This window comes from Plantibacter sp. RU18, from assembly GCF_050613355.1.
GTDB lineage: Bacteria > Actinomycetota > Actinomycetes > Actinomycetales > Microbacteriaceae > Plantibacter.
In genome coordinates, this window is record NZ_CP159618.1 from 4,026,461 (window position 1) to 4,042,674 (window position 16,214).

Genomic DNA, 16,214 nt, shown 5'->3' on the forward strand with positions numbered 1-16,214 from the left:
TCCAACCCGATTCGAGGGCTCAGCCTGTGCTTTCGATGAGGTGCCGGCCGTCGCCGGTGACCCCCCCCACGGGGTACCAGTCGAGGTCGTCCGCGATGGGCAGTGCCTTCCGGATGACTTCGTCGATGAGGAATTGGTCGCCGGGGATGGTGGGGTTGAGCCAGAAGTCCGCGGGGGAGTCGGACGGGGTTTCGGTCGTGGGGCAGCCCGTGCGGCGGCGAGATCTGGATCGCGCTCGCCTGGCTCGCCGGGATCCTCGCCGCGTACGTGGTGGAGCTCGCTATCTACCGCCGCAAGGCGAGCTGAGCGCAGGCCCGGCCGGCTCAGCGCGAGCTAGCCAGAAGGGCCTCGTCGTCGGTGCTCTTCGGTAGCAGCCATCCGCGGTCTGCCGCGATGCTCACCCGAACGCAGTCCATCGGGTGCAGGATGTCGGCGACAGACGGGTCGGAGACGCTCGCGACGATCGCGCCCGAGTCGGTCTCAATCTCGTATTCGACGCTGTCTCCGTGGAAGATCGTGTTGAGAACTCGACCGACATCGCCGTGCACCTCTTCGACGTCGACTCGCTCCGAGAGGCGTACCGATTCCGGCCTGATCATGAGCAGCACATCGCTGTCGATGGTAACGCCGTCTTTGCAGGCCGTCTCGAACTCCCGGCCCAGCGCAACCACGCGCGCCCGCCCGTCGACGGGCGGGGTGACGATCGTCGCATCCAGAAATGTGGCTCGACCGATGAAGTCGGCGACGAACACCGAGGACGGCTGACGGTAGACGGTGTCGGGCACGTCGACCTGCTCGATGCGGCCGCGGTTCATCACGACGATGCGATCGGAGAGTGTCATCGCCTCGTCCTGGTCGTGGGTGACGAAGATGCTCGTTATGCCGAGCCGGCGCTGCAGGCGTCGGATCTCGTTGCGCATCTGCACTCGCAGCTTGGCGTCGAGGTTCGACAGGGGCTCGTCGAACAGCAGCACCTTGGGGCGCATGACCAGCGCGCGGGCCAGGGCGACGCGCTGTTGCTGGCCGCCCGAGAGCTGGTGCGGCGCGCGATCGGCGTAGTTCGTAAGGTTCATGATCGTGAGAACGGTGTCGACCTCCTCGCGAAGGCGAGCGGGAGGAACCTTCTTGAGCTTGAGGCCGTAGGAGACGTTCTCGCGCACCGACAGGTGGGGGAAGAGGGCGTACGACTGGAACACCATTGACATGGGCCGCTGATTGGGCGCGACCCGGATGACGTCGCTGCCGTCGAGCTCGAGGGCACCGGAAGTCGGATCCTCGAACCCGGCGATCATGCGCAGGGTTGATGTCTTGCCGCAGCCGGACGGCCCGAGGAGCGTGATGAATTCGCCCGGCTCGATGTCGAGGGTGATCGAGTCGACGGCCAGGGGGCCGTCCGCGTTCTTGCCGTAGCGTTTGGTGAGCGCCGTGAGGGTGATCCGCCCCGACTCGATGGCGGGATCGAGGCCGACGGCTTCGGCGAGCGCGTCTGTGTCGTCAACGACGGTGTGTGCGACCACGGAAGATCACCTTTCGAACGAGGAGGTTGATAATGAGGATGAGTGTCAGCACGATCAGGATGAGGACCGTGCAGTAGGCGAACGCATTGCCGAACCGACCGGAGTCGACCTCGGCGAGAATCTGCGACGTCATGATCTTGATGCCGGGTGTCGTCAGGAAGACGATCGGCGAGAGGGTTGTCATCGACCGGGCGAACGCGAATGTCAGCCCCGAGATGAGCGCCGACTGGATGAGGGGCAGGGTGACCTTGCGGAACGTCGTTCCCGAGCCCGCCCCGAGCGAGGTGGATGCCTCTTCGATCGCCGGGTGAATCTGGTTAAGGGCCGCGACTCCCGCTCGTTGGCCCGACGGGAGCGATCGGGTGATGTATACCATCACGATCGCGATGCCGCCGGAGAACGCTGCCGTTCCGCCAGCCAGGGCCGGAAGGATCTGCACGCCGAAGATGATCGTCGGGTTGATGTAACTGAGCGCGTAGCCGATGCCGAGCACGGTTCCGGGTACCGCGAGCCCCAGCATCCCGACGAAATCGAGCAGGCCGGATGCCCGCCGCAGCTTTCGTACGACCAGCCACGCGATGAGCATTCCCAGCACTCCGGCGATCGGCGCGGCGATCAGGGCGAGCGTTGCAGTGTCTGTCATGGCCTTTGAACCGAGGCCCGTGAGCACGAACGTGAAGTGGTCGAGGGTGAATTCGTTGTTCACCCCGGGCACCTTCATGAATCCGCCGGTGAGGACGGTCAGGTAGATCGTGACGATCAGTGCGCTGATCGTACCCACGATGACCAGCACCGGGGTGCGGATGCTGCGGGCGGTGATCTGCTCGGAGTGACCGGTTGGCTTGCCGGTGATGGTCACGACGCTGCGCTTCGAGACCCAGTAGCGCTGCACCAGGAACACGAGCAGGGCGGGGAGCAGGATCGTGAGCGAATACGCGGCGCCGGCGCTGGTGTTGTAGTCGCCAGTGACCGCGAGGTAAGCCCGACTCGCGAGCACCGTGTAGTCGCCGCCCAGCACGAGCGGGTTGGCAAGGTCGGCGATCGCCTCGACGAACAGCAGCAGGAACGATCCGGCAAAGCCGGGCACGAGCATCGGGATGGTCACCGAGAAGAAGATGCGGAGCTTGCCCGCACCGAGGCCGGAGGCGGCCTCGTCGAGACTCGGGTCAAGGCTCTCGAGCATGCCTCGGAAGTTCATGTATGCCACGGGGAAGAACGAGAGCGAGAGAACGATTACGAGGCCGGTGAGCCCGTAAATGTCTCCCTTGATTCCGAAGATGCCGTTGCTGATCGATCCGTTGCGCCCGAAGAGGGTGATCATCGCGGTGGCGACGGCGAACGGCGGGGCCACGATCGGAACCATGGCGAGCAGGTGCAGCACGCGCTTGCCGCGGAACGCGATCCGCACCTGGGCGAAGGCGAAGAGGAAGCCCACGAGGGTTCCCACGACACCGACGATCAGGCCGAGCACAAGGGTGTTCAGCACGATCCGATGGTTGGCGGGTTCTGTGACGATGCGGCCGAGAACGGCCAGGCCGTCGGGAGCGAGTGCGGCGGAGAGCAGGCTCACGACCGGGTAGCCGATGAGCAGCAGAAGCACGATCGCCACGGCGACGCCGAGAACGATCACGCTGCGGTCGGTGCGTGCCCGCGAGCGATATCTACCGGATGAGGGCGGCGGTGTTGCGGGCGGCGCCTGGCCGCTCGCAGCTGCGACGAGTGTTGCGGTCATGTTCGTGTGTCGGCGACTACTCCTTCGGAGCGGGCGCCACCTCCGTGTCGAATCGGGTGGTGAGCTCGTTGCGGGCGGCTCCCGCGGCATCGATGTCGGCGTGCACCAAATTCAGGTCGTCGAAGTCGACCATGTCGTCGGTGATCTTCGCATTGGGGTTCGTCGGCACGCTGTAGCTGCCGACGGTTGCGGCCAGGTCCTGCGCTTCAGCGGTGAGGCTCCAGTCGATGAACGCCTTGGCTCCCTCGGGGTTGCGCGCGTTTTTGATCAGCGACACGGCTCCGACCTCGTATCCGGTGCCCTCTTCGGGGAACGTGGTGGTGAGGTTAGTGAAGCCCTCGTTGATGAACTTCTGGCAGTCCTGGGCAAAGATGATGCCGGTCGCGACCTCGCCGCGACCCGCCATCTGGCCCGGGGCGCTGCCACTCTTCGAGTACTGCAGGATGTTCGAGTGCAACTTGCCGAAGTAGGCGAGTGCCTCGTCCTGGTCGCCGTCGTCTATCTCGACCTGGGTCCAGAGCGCCTGGTAGGCGGTTCCGGATGTTCCGGGATGCGCCATGGCGATGTTGGATTTGTACTTCAAGTCGAGCAGATCATTCCAGGAGGTGGGCGCGTCGGCACCGATCTCGTCGAGCACGTCGGTGTTGGAGCAGAAGCTGAGGGCCCCGACGTAGACGCCGGTCCAGCGTCCGTCTGCATCCTTGTACTCATCGGCGATCACATCGGCGTTGGGCGAGACATAGGGCTCGACGTAGCCCCCCTCGTCTGCCGCGAGGTGCCCTTCGGCGCCTCCGCCGAACCAGGCGTCGAATTCGGGGGTCTCGCCTGTGGCGCTCAGACGGGCAACGGCCTCGCCGCCGCTCAGGCGAACGTAGTTGGCGGGGATCCCGGAGACCTTGGTGAACTCGGCAGCGATCAGCTGGCACCATTCCTCCTGCGGGCTGCAGATGAAGGTCACGGGCTCGGATGACGCACTGTCGGCGCCGAATCCGGTTCCTGCGGATGTCGAGCATCCGGCCAGCAAGGCCATGCCGGCCACCGCTGCAATCGTGAGGGGGAAGGTGGTGCGTCGCATGAGATGAACTCCTTCGTTCGGAATGATGCGTCGTGCGGTTGTGGGGCGCCGGCGGATGAGTCCGGGGCGTATGGCCGCGGTCGTCCTCGACGACTTCAACGTTAGGCGGGGGGTCAGATGCCGGCGGTGACAGCTGGGTGACGGACGGTGACAGCCCTGTCACCAAGTGGAGCGGCTATTCGGTGCGCAGAAGGTAGCCGGTGCCGCGCACGCTCTCGATCACGGTAGAGCTGCCGGGCGACGCTTTGTCGAGCTTGTGCCTCATGCGGTAGATCGCCGCCTTGATCATCTCGCGCTCGCCGATGCGATCGGATTCGCCCCAGCCGAGAAGAAGCAGCTGCGCGAAGTCGAGGGTCGTATTCGGTCGAGAGACCAGGGCCGACAGGATCTTGAACTCGTTGACGGTGAGTGGCACCCGTTCGGAGTTCACGATGACGTCATGGTTCGCTGGGTCGAGTTCGAGCCCGCCGGCGCTCGTGACGATGACCTTGCCCGTCTCGGCACGACGCATAAGGCGCTGCGCCCGCAAGGCGAGCTCGCGAGGGTGGAACGGTTTGGCGATGTAGTCGTCGGCCTCGGCCTCGAGCCCGGCGATGCGGTCGGACACGTCGCCCTTGGCGGTGACGAGGACCACCGGGATGTCCCACTTGGCCTTGATCTTCTGGCACAACGACATCCCCGACATCCCCGGGAGCATCACGTCGAGCACGATGAGGTCGGGTCGCGTGCGGCCGAGCGCGGTCCACGTGGTCTCGGCGGCGCGGAAGGACTCGGTCTCGAACCCCTGCGTCTCGAGTGCGAAGGTGATGATGTCAAGCATGGCAGGTTCGTCGTCGACGACGAAGGCGAGAGGCATCGCGTCAGTCATCGGCGCTGCTCCACCAACGGAAGCGTGAACATCATCGTGGTTCCTTTTCCGGTGATTGTGTCGACGTAGATTCTGCCATCGTGCAGCTCCACGAACTGCTGCGAGATGAAGAGTCCGATCCCTGTTCCGTTGCCGAGCGGGCGCCCGCTCGAGAAGCGCCGGAACAGGCGCTCCCGCTGCGCATCCGTCATGCCGGTGCCTCCGTCGCTCACCGAGATCATCACCTCGTCTTCACCGGGAACGATGCGCACCTCGACGCGGCCCGGGGCGGATTCGCTGCTCGCCGCGTTGTTAACAAGATTCGTCAGCACCTGGCGGATCATTTGAGCGTCGACCATCGCGCGGACGGGCGCACCCGGAGCATCTAGAACGATCGTGGCCGTGGAGATCTGTGACAGCTCTTCGACGACGTTGCGAAAAAGGATGCGGAGGTCGACGAGGGCGCGGTCGATCGAGAACAGGCCGGCCTCGAGCCTCGCGCGGGTCAGCAGCTGTTCGGAGAAGGTGTGCATATGCACCGCGTTGTCAACGATGCGGTTGACGAAGATCGACTGCTTCGCGGTGAGTGGCCCCGCACTCTGCTCGGCGAGAAGCTCGGCGGCACCCTGGATCACGGCGAGCGGAGTGCGGATCTCGTGACTCAGCACGGCGGCTTGGTCGGCCCTTCGGGTGTCGAGCTCATCGAGTTTCAGCAGACGCGCGCGGTCGGCGCGGTAGGTGCGCCAGAGCCGGTCGAGCGCAACGCCGGCGAGCATGAGTGCTGCCGCGCAGGCCAGATAGGCCCCTACGGGGAGGCCTATCGCGATCAGGGCGATCGACGCGGCCGCGGCCATTGCGTATGCAAAGAGCGCGACTGTGAAGAATCGTGCCCCGTCGCCCATACCGACCACCCTAACCGGGGACGTTCTGACGTGTCGACTCAGGGCGGAACGGTAACCGAGCTGCACACTTGGAATTGACACACTCTGTCGCGAAGACGAATGTGGGCGTGTGTGGACTGCGTTGATCGGAGTGCGCAAGGAGCCGCGGGTGGATCGAGTCAGCAGACCCTTCCTCACGGTCTGAATGTGGGGTCTTGGAAGTAACGGCGGGAAATTGCACGCTAAGCAGGAGAACGGTCGCCCGTTTGAGCTGACTGTTAGCGTGGGCGCATGCATGAATCTGAAGTGGTGCCCGCGCGGTTTGTTTCGGTCGTCGAAGCGCTGAAGGAGGCTCTGGGGTCAATCGATACACGTGCGGATCGCGCGGAGCTTATGTTCGCTCTGATGCGCTCGTTTGAGCTTTGGACCAAAGCCAATGTCGTAGAGGAGCCACGCACACAGGTGGGCACGATGGCCACGGAGCACGAGACGGCTGAGACGTTGGCTGAGGCGACGCGGAGCTATTGGTTGAAGTGCCTGGGTGTCGACGGCGCGCGTGAGCGCGGTGCGTTCGGGCAGCGTGTGGGTTAGCGATGGTCGTCTGCGTTGACTGAGGCGGTCGGTCGATTGAGATAGCCGTAGATCGTTGATCTGGGGACTTTTGCGCGTGGGCGGCTTGTTCCGGGGTGAGTCGAGGCCGTCGCGGGTGTTGGCGATGATGAGTTCGCGTTGAAACTCGGCCAGCACCGAGAGCATCCGAGACTGATGTCGATTCGGTTGACTCGTCTTGTTTGGGGTTGTCAGGCCGCGTGAGCGGCCTGTGGGTTATCTCGAACTCGATCGTGAGGCGACCGAGCCGGCGTTGTCGGCGTCTGCGGTGGTAGGTTCGCTCGATCCAGATCACGATCTCCAACCGGAGCTCTTGTCTGGACTGCCATCGCCTGGATGTTTCTGTAGATCCGCTGAGGCTGCCGCGTGTTTTATGTGGGCGTCGGTCCTCCGCGATCGGTCGGTCTTGGTAAGAAATTCTGTCGCGGAGCATGGCGTGGAGGACGTCGCAGCGTCGATGGGCGAGGGCGACGAGAAACCCCGTTCAGTTGCCCGCCGCGCAGGTGTTCTGCGCTGCGGTCTGGCCGGTGACGGAGGTCGGCAGGTCGATGACCGATCCAGGGCCCGTCGCCGGGTTGACCGGTGCCTCGAATGGGGTCGGCGTAGGCGCGGCTGGATCGGGGAGGGTCGGATCGGGAATGACCGGTTGGTTCGGATCAGTGACCACGTATTGGCCGGCGGCGTTCAGGTTGATCGGGAGGTCGTCCCGGATCGCCTGCCACACGAGTTCGGCCTCCGGGGTCGGATCGACGCCGCCGCCCGGAACGTTCTGTGACAGGGTGGGGAGCTGGACGAAGTTCACCCGGTCGAACGGGATGTCTTTCAATGCGGCGGCGATCGACACCAGACGGTCGGGCGTGGCGAGGGTGTCGGACAGCGTGACGTTGCTGAGGGCTGCCTTCGCCAGGGCGTAGAGCTTCGCCGGATTCGAGAGCGTCTCCGAGCTCTTCAACGTGCGGACGAGCGACGAGAGAAAGATCTGCTGGTTGCTGATCCGTGACCAGTCGCTGCCGTCGCCGACGCCGTAACGCGTGCGCAGGAAGGCGAGGGCATCGGTGCCCTGCAGGGTGTTGATGCCGGCCACCAGATGGGCTCCGCTGTTGTCGTCGTCGATGGGCTCGGTGATACAGACGGGGACGCCTCCGACCGCGTCCGACATGGCGATGACCCCGCCGAAGCCGATCTGCGCGGCGAAGGGGATCGAGACCCCGCTCATCTGCTCGACCGTCGCCACCACGCAGGCGAGGCCGCCGCCGTCACCGCCGGCCGCGAAGGCGGCGTTGATGCGGTTGTAGGAACCTCCGCCGGCGGCGCATTCCGGAATGTCGACGAAGGTGTCGCGCGGGATGCTGACGACCGTGGCGTTGGAGTGGTCGTCGGCGATATGCATCAGGATGTTCACGTCGTTCAACTTGCCGCCGTCGCGCTCATAGGCGGTGTTGCCGTCGCCGGAGTCCTCTCCGATGAGGAGGAGATTCACGCCGCCCTCGATCGCTCCGATGTCCGGCGGAAGCTGCGCCGAGGCCTCATTGCCGAGGTGGGCGGTCGGCTTCACATCGCGTTGCAGATCGTAAGCCGTTATGGCGACCAGGCTCGTCGCGGTCGCCGCGATGACCGCTACGGCGCCACCGGTGAACTTCAAGAGCGTGCGCCGCACGGTCGATCGCGGAAGCCTGGCATGTCGAAGGGGCTGATGTACACCGGGCATGGTCAATGGGCCTCGTCCATACCCGTAACGTGGACGGCGTGGCCGTGACACCCTGCCAGCCGCCAGTCGTATGGCTGATCGGACGGGTTCGTGCCCCACCTGGCCAGCCATGCATCCTCGGAGGATTCGGTCATGACGATGTCCGCCATCTGATCAGCGGCGTAGTCGTTGGCCCACGCGTACCAGAAGCCCTGATCGGCCATGCACCTCGCGATGATTTGCTGTTGCGCCGCCCAGATCCCATCGCTGAAGTTCGGGTCAGCGCTGGGCGCGATGTCCGCCGGATCGGTCGTCGCGTCGTACCACCCCTCGGGCGTCTGGGAGTAGTCGACGCCGGCCGCTGGCGATACGGGTGCATCAGCGTCAGTGGTCGCAGCGGGATCCGCCGGCACCACGGGTTCGACGGGTGGGAGCTCGTCCAGCGATGCGGCTGCATCTGCGACCGCTTCGAGGGATCGGGCGTCGTCAGCGGCCGCCTGCGCGTTCGCCACGCCGACGAAGACGCCGCCGGCGGCCACCGCGAGCACCCCGCTCATCGCGATACCGAGCCCGGCCCGTCGCCGGAGCGTTCCGTGGCTCCGGCGGACGGGTGCTACCTCCTGGACCACTCTGGGTTCCATTCCGATCTCGTTCCCGCTCATGCTTGCTCTCCGTGCATGGCCGCTACTGCGGCCTCTCCGATTGCTTGCGGGCCTCCGGGCCACCACCACACTGCCGCTCCGATGAATCCCAGTGCCGCACCCACCCCGATGGACACACTCACCACCCACCATGGTTCGAGCCCGGCGACGTGTGAGCTCAGGCGTGACACGATGAGCCCGCCGGTCGCGCTGACGTGGTACACGATGTCGCCGGCGAACACACCGATCAGGACCGACGCGGGGGCCAGAAGCGCCGCGCCGAGCCATCGGACGCGCCGTCGCAGCGACAGCACGAGCCCCGCGCCGCCGAAGATCGCGGCAATCACAACGCTGACCGCGCCCGCAGGCACCTCGAGGACGTCGCCGATGACGAGGGCGCGGAGGACCCGGATGAGCAGGAATAGCGCCGCTCCTGCGACCAAAACGCCGCCAGTCACCACGAGGGCTGCGAGGACATCGCCGGCCCGCCGCATGCCGAGTGGCATCGGATCGGCGCCGTGGCCCGCGCGCAACTGTCCAGAGCGCCACGAGAGGTCGTGCGGGATCCCGCGGATGGCACGCAGGATGATGTCGTACCGCAGCCGTTGCGGCGTGACGCCTGTCTTCTCGGCCCAGACGGCGTGCTCGTGCAGGTCGGATGCGATCTCGTCACGTCGCTCGCCGGCGACGTCGGGCGAGAGGTCGCGTGTGTACCACCCGCACCAGTTCAGCACCCGGTGGGAAGCCGCGCGGTACGCGGGCGTACGGATAGCGGTCATGCGATCACCCCCTGCGTCCACGCCGCACCCGCCGGCCTCGCCGAGGCGGCCTGCTCACCGGCGATCCTCGCATGCTCCCGACCCCGAGCCGTCGCGCCTTCACCCGTGATCCTGTACAACCGTCGACGGGGGCGCCCCTCCGCCTCCGCGACCTCCGGGTCCTCCCACGTCGCCTCGATCAGCCCGGCGTCCGACATCCGCGACAGGGCCTTGTAGAGCGTGCCGTGCGCGGTGAGAGCGGCGTCCCCGGCTTCGGCGAGCTGCTTGGCGAGGGCGAACCCGTAGAAGCTCCCCTCGGCCGCCTGCAACACGGTGCCGACGTCGAGGATGTCGAGCTCGAGCGGGAAGAGCGTGCCGGGTCGTCTGCGTGCCATGCGATCATTATAAGAAGATATATTCCGATGTGTCAATTCTGGACTTGCAGACGCGTCGATCGACGATGCTCAAGCGGAGCGGGCTTCTCGGATATCGATCGAACAGGTATCCATGGCCCCGTACTCCTGAACGTGTCATGGACCAACAAGTAGGCCTGGCGCTCTTGAGGATGGTCCGGCCCGGCAAGTAGGGAGGCGATCGAGTTCGGGTCAAAAAGCAGCAGACCAAGATCGAGCGGGGGCTGACGCCGATCCCGAGGACGTATGACGCCGAGCATGTGCGCGCATTCACTGGCAGCTCTTCGACTTCTTCCGCGACTGACCGATGCACTCGGTAGCGCACCATGGGTCCAACCTTTCGCCCGATATGAGTATTGGCGTGTAGTGAGCGCAGAGGGGCGGTACCGAGTGCCGGGCCAGTATCGGATCGGCAAGACCTATGTTGTGACCTGCGTTGGTTTCAGCTTCGCTGGATGAGGTCGCCGGGGGTGCAGTTGAGGGCCTCGCATATGGCTTCAAGGGTGGTGAATCGGATCGCTCGGGCTCGCCCATTTTTCAAAATGGAGAGATTTGCGACGCTGATACCAGTGCGGCGCGAGAGTTCGGCTAAGCGCATGCTGCGCTCGTCAAGCAAGTGCGCGAGTTGGATTGAGATCTGAGACATGTCACACCACGGCGTCGGCGTCGCGGGCGCTCCGACCAGCGACCCCGAAGAGGATAGCGGTTGACATGACAACGACCCCAATGACGGGCTGTGACAGATCGATCCCTACACCGACGCCGGGTTCAGTCCACGTGGGGAGATCGCTCTGTGCGAGTGCGCTGAAGCTCTCCGCCGCGGACTTGGCCAACACCTGGGAAGCGAACGAGCCAAGGGCGAAGGCTAGGCCCGCAACGAAGACGGTGGGTGCCATGAATTTCCATCTCAGCCGCCCAGTGAGGAGCGGCACCGCCGTTGCAATGCCGATCAGTGACGTCAGCAGATAGGTTCCTGCGGACACGACCACTGCTGCAGCCATCTCCCCGGCGATGTCGCCCGGAGCGTCCGTGACCCAGACAGGAACAACTGCGGTTCCCGCAAGGGTGGCATGCACATCCGCGGACCAACGATCAACGATGGGCGAGGTGATGCTCGGGTCCAAGGGGACAGAGAGGAAGCCTTCCCCGGGGCTTGTGGCGACCACAACGATCATCAGAATAGAGAAGGCCGCAGCTATGACAGAGCCCACCCCGACCACAATGGCGACGACAACCAGGATGGGCGTGCGGACAACGCGGACAGACTCGGCGGGTGGCAGGTTGATCATCATCACATCATGATAATCGATATGGTTATACAACACCAACCAGGGGGTCGAAGAACGGTGGCGAGGTCACGGAGAGTGAGCATCGCGGTTTTCTGAGGCATTTGCGGCGGTGACAGGGTGATCGTGATGACGGCGGGCCCCGTTGATCACCCGGTCGGCACTGCAGTACCCATGTTCTTCGGAACGCGAGGCCAGGTGCGTGAGGTCGCGGCTGAGCGGTGGCGGGCGGGTGTTTGTGGCCCGGTGAACGCGAGCCACGGTTTTACGATATGCGTGAAGTTCTGTAGTATCAGTGATGACGATCTGAACTCTCGTCGATCCGTGGGCTCGAACTGATCTTTGGGTCCGCTGGGTGGAGGGTGTGTGGCTGGTGATGGAATGCGCCGGGTGCGCACCCTCCATTTTGTTGATGTGGACGGAGGGTCTTTGCTCGGGGAGGGGCGCGATGAAGGTTGGAGCTGCTTGGTTGTTGCGTCTTGCGCGATGGGCCGCGGAGTATGACATCGGTTTCCATGCAGCCCATGGGTTTCAGTCGCGGTCTGGTGCGCGAGTGTTCGTCTTCGTGTTGCGGATCAGCACGATGCATGAAGTGTCGGTGCATGCCGCTGAGTGGTCTGTGCCGACGCGGGTTCGGCGCCAGCTCGCGGCGAGTTCAGTGTTCCGTTCAGCGTTGACGGCGGTGCGGTTGCTGCCTTGGGGTGAGACGTATACGTGTTCGATCGAGGTAGATGGGAAGTCTCATTTGGTGACGATGCAGAATGCTCGTACTGCTACCGATGACACGTTGGATGAGTTGGTCTATGTCCTGATCCAGCCGTGAAGAGGTTGATGCCGCGCCCGGGGGCGTTATGAATCACCAGGGCTGCTGCGCTCATGCGTTGCGGCTACCCGCCTGGTCGTCTGCTGTGATCGTGCCGTGTTAGTTACGATTGTGGTTACGGGTGACAGTGCGCGGTGAGGAGTGGTGTGATGCCGATACCGGTTGAGGCTGTTGATGCGGGCAGGAAATCGTTGCGGGCGGTCGCGGGGGAGCGGATTCGCGCTGCGATCTTCGACGGGACGTTGGAGCCTGGGGAGCATCTGAATGATGCTGATCTGCAGGGTTGGTTAGGGATTTCCCGGACGCCGATCCGTGAGGCGTTGAACGATCTCGCGAGGGTGGGATTGATCGAGATGGCTGCACAGAAGTACACGAGGGTTGCTGTCGCGTTGCCGGAAGCGCGGATTGAGATTCTGCAGACGATGAGTGCGTTGGTCGGGGGAGTGGTGCGCGTGACGGTCCCTACTCTCACTACGGAGCGCCAGCAGGCGTTGGTAGCGAGTCTCGAGGACCTTTTGGGGGCCACGGCTGCGCGACGCTGCCGCGAAGGGTTGGGCGGTGGTGGATATGTTCGTGGAGGCTTGTCCGAACCAGACGCTCGTGACACGATCGGCGCTCTCGCATACAAGCTGTCGACTACCCGCACTGACGAGACCACCGATTGGGGTGTTCTCGATGACGGGTATCCGCGGCTGTTGGCAGGAGTCCGGGACGGGGATGCGATCGCGGCCGAGCTCGCGATCGAGACCATCTTCCGTCTTTGAACCCGGCAAGCCTTGACCGGCGGTTCGTCAAGACGCCACGGGGTGCGGGCCGGTTCTGCCGACAGATCAAAAATGCCGGGGTGACGCGCTACCTGCGCTTCACCCCGGCTACGGTTCTTCGCTGGTGCCATGGCTCCCGAAGCGTAGGCAAGCAGCTCCCCGCGTGCTGTGACCACCCAACCTAGGCCTCACAAGCAGGCAGGGCAAGACCTATCGGTTCGCGTTGGCATCTATGGTGACACTTCGCGTTCACTCCAGGAGTGTGGGCGGCAAGTCCCCCTCGCCACCCACACCACGCCTACCAGCAACAAACCGGGGGGAATGTTTGCTGGTAGGCGGAGACGGCTGAACCGTCTTTGGCTAATACTACAGAACTCAAGGTGGTAGTGCGGGGAGTGGTTACCATGCGCCCATTTCGAGATGCCGTAGGGACCACTCCCGTGTGTGAATCGGCGAGGGGCCCTTGGTTGATTTGCTCGGGGCAGTGGGTTGCAAAACAGTTAGTTACTTGACGCTGCCGAGGACTCCGCCGAGCAAGTCACCTAACCAGCCACCGCTGCTGGATCCCGAGCTGCCGCCGAGACGTGCACCGAGCGGATTACCGATGCCGCTTCCTGTCGGTGGTAAAGGTTCCACCTCGGGGTGGAAAGGTGCTGCGGTAGCAAATCGAGCGATCGCCCGCAGGAGCGACCTAACGTTGACATAAGATAGATTATCAGCGTTTCTGTGCCTAGTGTTTTTGTCCCTCGCGCCACGGGCAGCTACGAGCCCGGCGTCTTGGAACCCTTGCCTTTACGAGACGCCTCGAGTGAAGGCGCGCGCAAACCGCCTGTACTACAAAGCTCATCTATTCTGTAGTACAACAGATACAGGGCAATCGAGTGGACGGATAGCGCGGAGAAGCATTACCCGATCGCGGACGCTCAGCATGCCTTGCGCAATCGTGTGGCGTTTCTTGCAGGGTTTGATGTTGCACCTGATGGTTCTGGAGAAATTGTTGATCTTGTGATCGGCCCGGCGCGCGATGGGGGCATGTTGGAGTTGTTCCTGCACCGTCGAGAGCCGAGAACGACGTACCTGTTCCACGTGCTGCATTTACGTCCGAAGACGTGGCGTCGTGTGCAGGACATCTTGATGACACGGAAGATGGAGGAAACGAAATGAGTAAGGACATCACTGCCGCCGAGCAGGCGCGGTACGCCGAACTCGCCGAGCGGATGGAGGCCGGAACATTCGGCCCGATCCCGATCGGGCCTGCTTCGCTGGGCGCGGAGGCTGAACTGGACGAGTTGCTGGACCAGATGGACGACGACCTGATCGATCACCGCGTACTGACGCCAGCGATGCCGGCCTCGTCCGAGACGGTCGACGCAGCAGAGGTGCGTGCTGTGCTCGGGCGGCCGAGTCTGCATGGAACTGGCGTGTCACCGAAGCGCCAGGTGCGGCTGCCTGCGGACTTGAATGCTCTGCTGGATGAACGTGCAGCGCTCGAGCACCGCAACGCCAGCGAGATCATGCGCGAGGCGTTGGCTGCGTACTTGCAGGCATCCTGATCGCTGATGAGGCCACGGTGTGGGCTGATCGTTGCCGGGTGGACGGTATTGTGCCCACCGGAACTCGTGCGTGGATGATTGACGCGCGTTTCGAACTCCAGGAGGATCATTTGCCACCTGTGGTGGCATGGACTGAGCGTGTGATGCCGGTGCTAGGCCGTGTTGCTGAACACCTTCGGGTGCCGCGTGGGCGAGTCTTGTCCTCGTGTCGCGTGATGTGATCTCTGATGAAGCGTGGGCGGTGATCGGCCCGCTGTTCCCGGCTGCGAAGTCGACGGGGCGGCCTCCGGTGGATCGGCGCACGGTGGTCGAGGCGACGGCGTGGCGGTTCCGGACCGGGGCGCCGTGGCGGGACGTGCCGGAGCGGTTCGGGAACTGGAACACGATCTACAAGAACTTCAACCGATGGTCCGAGCAGGGCGTGTGGGTGCGGGTGCTGGAGAAGACGCAGTCGCTTGCGCAGCAGTCCGGGGACCTGGATTGGGTTGCGTCGATCGACTCCACAATCGTTCGCGTGCACCAGCACGGCGCGATATTTCCGCGCACCACAGGGGGCTTCATCGAACTACAAGAAGTTCGGTGACGAGCCGCCCGATCATGCGATCGGCCGCTCCCGCGGCGGTTTGACGACGAAGAACCACCTGGTCTGCGACGGGAAGGGCAGGGCCCTCGCGTTCATCCTCACCCCCGGTCAAGCAGCGGACACCAGCATGCTGACCGCGACGCTGAACGAGATCCGCGTCCCGGGCGCGCGAGGCAGACCGAGGTCGAGGCCAGACCGGCTGCTGGCGGACAAGGGCTACCCGTCCAAGGCGAACCGTGCTTGGCTGCGCGAGCGCGGGATCGCCGCGACGATCCCAGAACGCGACGATCAGATAGCCCACCGACGCAAGCGCCGCGGACGCCCGATCGACTTCGGTGGCCAGCAGCAGGCCCGCTACCGCGGCCGCAACGTCGTCGAGCGGTGCTTCAACAAGCTCAAGCAATGGCGCGGGATCGCGATGCGCTCCGACAAGACCGCCCGCAACTACCACGCCGGACTCTGCCTCGCCGCGACCCTCCACTGGCTCACCAGCACGACCCGAGCTCAGAACTCTTGAAACGCGGACGTTTGAGCGCGTTGCGTGATCGTGGCCTGGGCATTCAAGCCCCCGCACCAGCTCGGATATACCCGGAACCCACGTTTGCCTGGCCGCCTTCCTGACGTGATGCCGAGCGCTGTGAGGTGCGCGCTGGTGAACCGAAACACCCCGCGCCGATCATGCTGCTCCATAAAAACAAGCAGCCCCGCAGCGGGATCGTCATCACTGAACGGCGCTGTGTTCCCCTTCGCATCCCGTTGCCAGAACGCAACGAGGGCCCCCGGCTTGGTCGGAGTGTTCCGCGCAGTCCGGATATGCCAAGCTTCTTCGCCTATCTGGACAATCCCGGACTCGTAGTCGCTGTTCTGGGTCTCGGGGATGACTTCAGCGGTCACGCCAACCCCCGCCGAGTAGACCGCGAACGCGTTGAACTGCATGCAGCCACGCTATCTTGCCGAGCTATCAGCTCAGGGCGAAGGCGCCAACCACCTTTAGCAACGCGGCCTAGTCGCCCACCGGAAGCACTCCGCCTAGTCATCGCAGTGG

The 16,214-nt window shown here is 64.2% G+C and carries 16 protein-coding genes and 2 pseudogenes; 5 read left to right on the plus strand and 13 right to left on the minus strand.

From position 1 onward, the window contains the following. Positions 1–323 precede the first annotated feature (323 nt). From ABMA10_RS19140 to ABMA10_RS19160, 5 genes are all read right to left on the minus strand, one after another. The gene (locus tag ABMA10_RS19140) at positions 324–1,517 is read right to left on the minus strand and encodes an ABC transporter ATP-binding protein (protein ID WP_431030853.1); all 1,194 of its coding nucleotides are present in this window, start codon (positions 1,515–1,517) and stop codon (positions 324–326) included. Continuing rightward, the gene (locus ABMA10_RS19145) at positions 1,495–3,249 is read right to left on the minus strand and encodes an ABC transporter permease (RefSeq protein ID WP_431030854.1); all 1,755 of its coding nucleotides are present in this window, start codon (positions 3,247–3,249) and stop codon (positions 1,495–1,497) included. Before ABMA10_RS19145 ends, ABMA10_RS19140 begins: the two co-directional genes overlap by 23 nt. A gap of 16 nt (positions 3,250–3,265) precedes the next feature. After that, positions 3,266–4,324, minus strand: coding sequence for an ABC transporter substrate-binding protein (locus ABMA10_RS19150; protein WP_431030855.1), 1,059 nt, complete (start codon positions 4,322–4,324; stop codon positions 3,266–3,268). Positions 4,325–4,499: 175 nt separating this feature from the next. Further along, positions 4,500–5,192: a response regulator transcription factor gene (locus ABMA10_RS19155; protein ID WP_431030856.1), complete on the minus strand. Its 693-nt coding sequence runs from the start codon at positions 5,190–5,192 to the stop codon at positions 4,500–4,502. Next, a complete protein-coding gene (locus tag ABMA10_RS19160) occupies positions 5,189–6,073 on the minus strand; it encodes a sensor histidine kinase (protein WP_431030857.1) in 885 nt (294 codons plus the stop codon). Before ABMA10_RS19160 ends, ABMA10_RS19155 begins: the two co-directional genes overlap by 4 nt. Positions 6,074–6,343: 270 nt before the next feature. On the opposite strand from ABMA10_RS19160, the gene ABMA10_RS19165 reads away from it, so the two are divergent. After that, complete coding sequence (locus tag ABMA10_RS19165; protein WP_431031543.1) at positions 6,344–6,643, plus strand: hypothetical protein; 300 nt, start codon at positions 6,344–6,346, stop codon at positions 6,641–6,643. Positions 6,644–6,869: 226 nt separating this feature from the next. On the opposite strand, the pseudogene ABMA10_RS19170 reads toward ABMA10_RS19165, so the two are convergent. The 7 genes and pseudogenes from ABMA10_RS19170 to ABMA10_RS19200 form a co-directional block, all read right to left on the minus strand. Next, positions 6,870–6,995, minus strand: a pseudogene (locus tag ABMA10_RS19170) (IS3 family transposase); the annotation flags it as partial. Positions 6,996–7,145: 150 nt separating this feature from the next. After that, complete coding sequence (locus tag ABMA10_RS19175; protein ID WP_431030858.1) at positions 7,146–8,318, minus strand: LCP family protein; 1,173 nt, start codon at positions 8,316–8,318, stop codon at positions 7,146–7,148. Between the two features lie 53 nt (positions 8,319–8,371). Continuing rightward, positions 8,372–9,010 (minus strand): hypothetical protein, encoded by a 639-nt coding sequence (locus ABMA10_RS19180; protein WP_431030859.1) that lies wholly within the window; start codon positions 9,008–9,010, stop codon positions 8,372–8,374. After that, the gene (locus ABMA10_RS19185; RefSeq protein ID WP_431030860.1) at positions 9,007–9,768 is read right to left on the minus strand and encodes a hypothetical protein; all 762 of its coding nucleotides are present in this window, start codon (positions 9,766–9,768) and stop codon (positions 9,007–9,009) included. The genes ABMA10_RS19180 and ABMA10_RS19185 overlap by 4 nt, the downstream gene beginning before the upstream one ends. Beyond that, a complete protein-coding gene (locus ABMA10_RS19190; protein WP_431030861.1) occupies positions 9,765–10,142 on the minus strand; it encodes a PadR family transcriptional regulator in 378 nt (125 codons plus the stop codon). The genes ABMA10_RS19185 and ABMA10_RS19190 overlap by 4 nt, the downstream gene beginning before the upstream one ends. A gap of 460 nt (positions 10,143–10,602) precedes the next feature. Continuing rightward, positions 10,603–10,806, minus strand: coding sequence for a helix-turn-helix domain-containing protein (locus ABMA10_RS19195; protein WP_431030862.1), 204 nt, complete (start codon positions 10,804–10,806; stop codon positions 10,603–10,605). A gap of 1 nt (position 10,807) precedes the next feature. Then, a complete protein-coding gene (locus ABMA10_RS19200) occupies positions 10,808–11,452 on the minus strand; it encodes a hypothetical protein (protein WP_431030863.1) in 645 nt (214 codons plus the stop codon). A 547-nt stretch (positions 11,453–11,999) separates the two neighbouring features. On the opposite strand from ABMA10_RS19200, the gene ABMA10_RS19205 reads away from it, so the two are divergent. From ABMA10_RS19205 to ABMA10_RS19220, 4 genes and pseudogenes are all read left to right on the plus strand, one after another. Further along, positions 12,000–12,269 (plus strand): hypothetical protein, encoded by a 270-nt coding sequence (locus ABMA10_RS19205; RefSeq protein ID WP_431030864.1) that lies wholly within the window; start codon positions 12,000–12,002, stop codon positions 12,267–12,269. A 149-nt stretch (positions 12,270–12,418) separates the two neighbouring features. Continuing rightward, on the plus strand, positions 12,419–13,033 hold the full coding sequence (locus ABMA10_RS19210) for a GntR family transcriptional regulator (protein WP_431030865.1): 615 nt from the start codon (positions 12,419–12,421) through the stop codon (positions 13,031–13,033). A 1,160-nt stretch (positions 13,034–14,193) separates the two neighbouring features. Beyond that, complete coding sequence (locus ABMA10_RS19215) at positions 14,194–14,586, plus strand: ribbon-helix-helix protein, CopG family (RefSeq protein ID WP_431030866.1); 393 nt, start codon at positions 14,194–14,196, stop codon at positions 14,584–14,586. Positions 14,587–14,791: 205 nt separating this feature from the next. Continuing rightward, positions 14,792–15,686, plus strand: a pseudogene (locus ABMA10_RS19220) (IS5 family transposase). Here the strand turns inward: ABMA10_RS19220 and ABMA10_RS19225 are convergent. Continuing rightward, positions 15,674–16,105: a MepB family protein gene (locus tag ABMA10_RS19225; protein ID WP_431030867.1), complete on the minus strand. Its 432-nt coding sequence runs from the start codon at positions 16,103–16,105 to the stop codon at positions 15,674–15,676. The pseudogene ABMA10_RS19220 and the gene ABMA10_RS19225 sit on opposite strands and share 13 nt — an antisense overlap. Between the last annotated feature and the right edge of the window lie 109 nt (positions 16,106–16,214).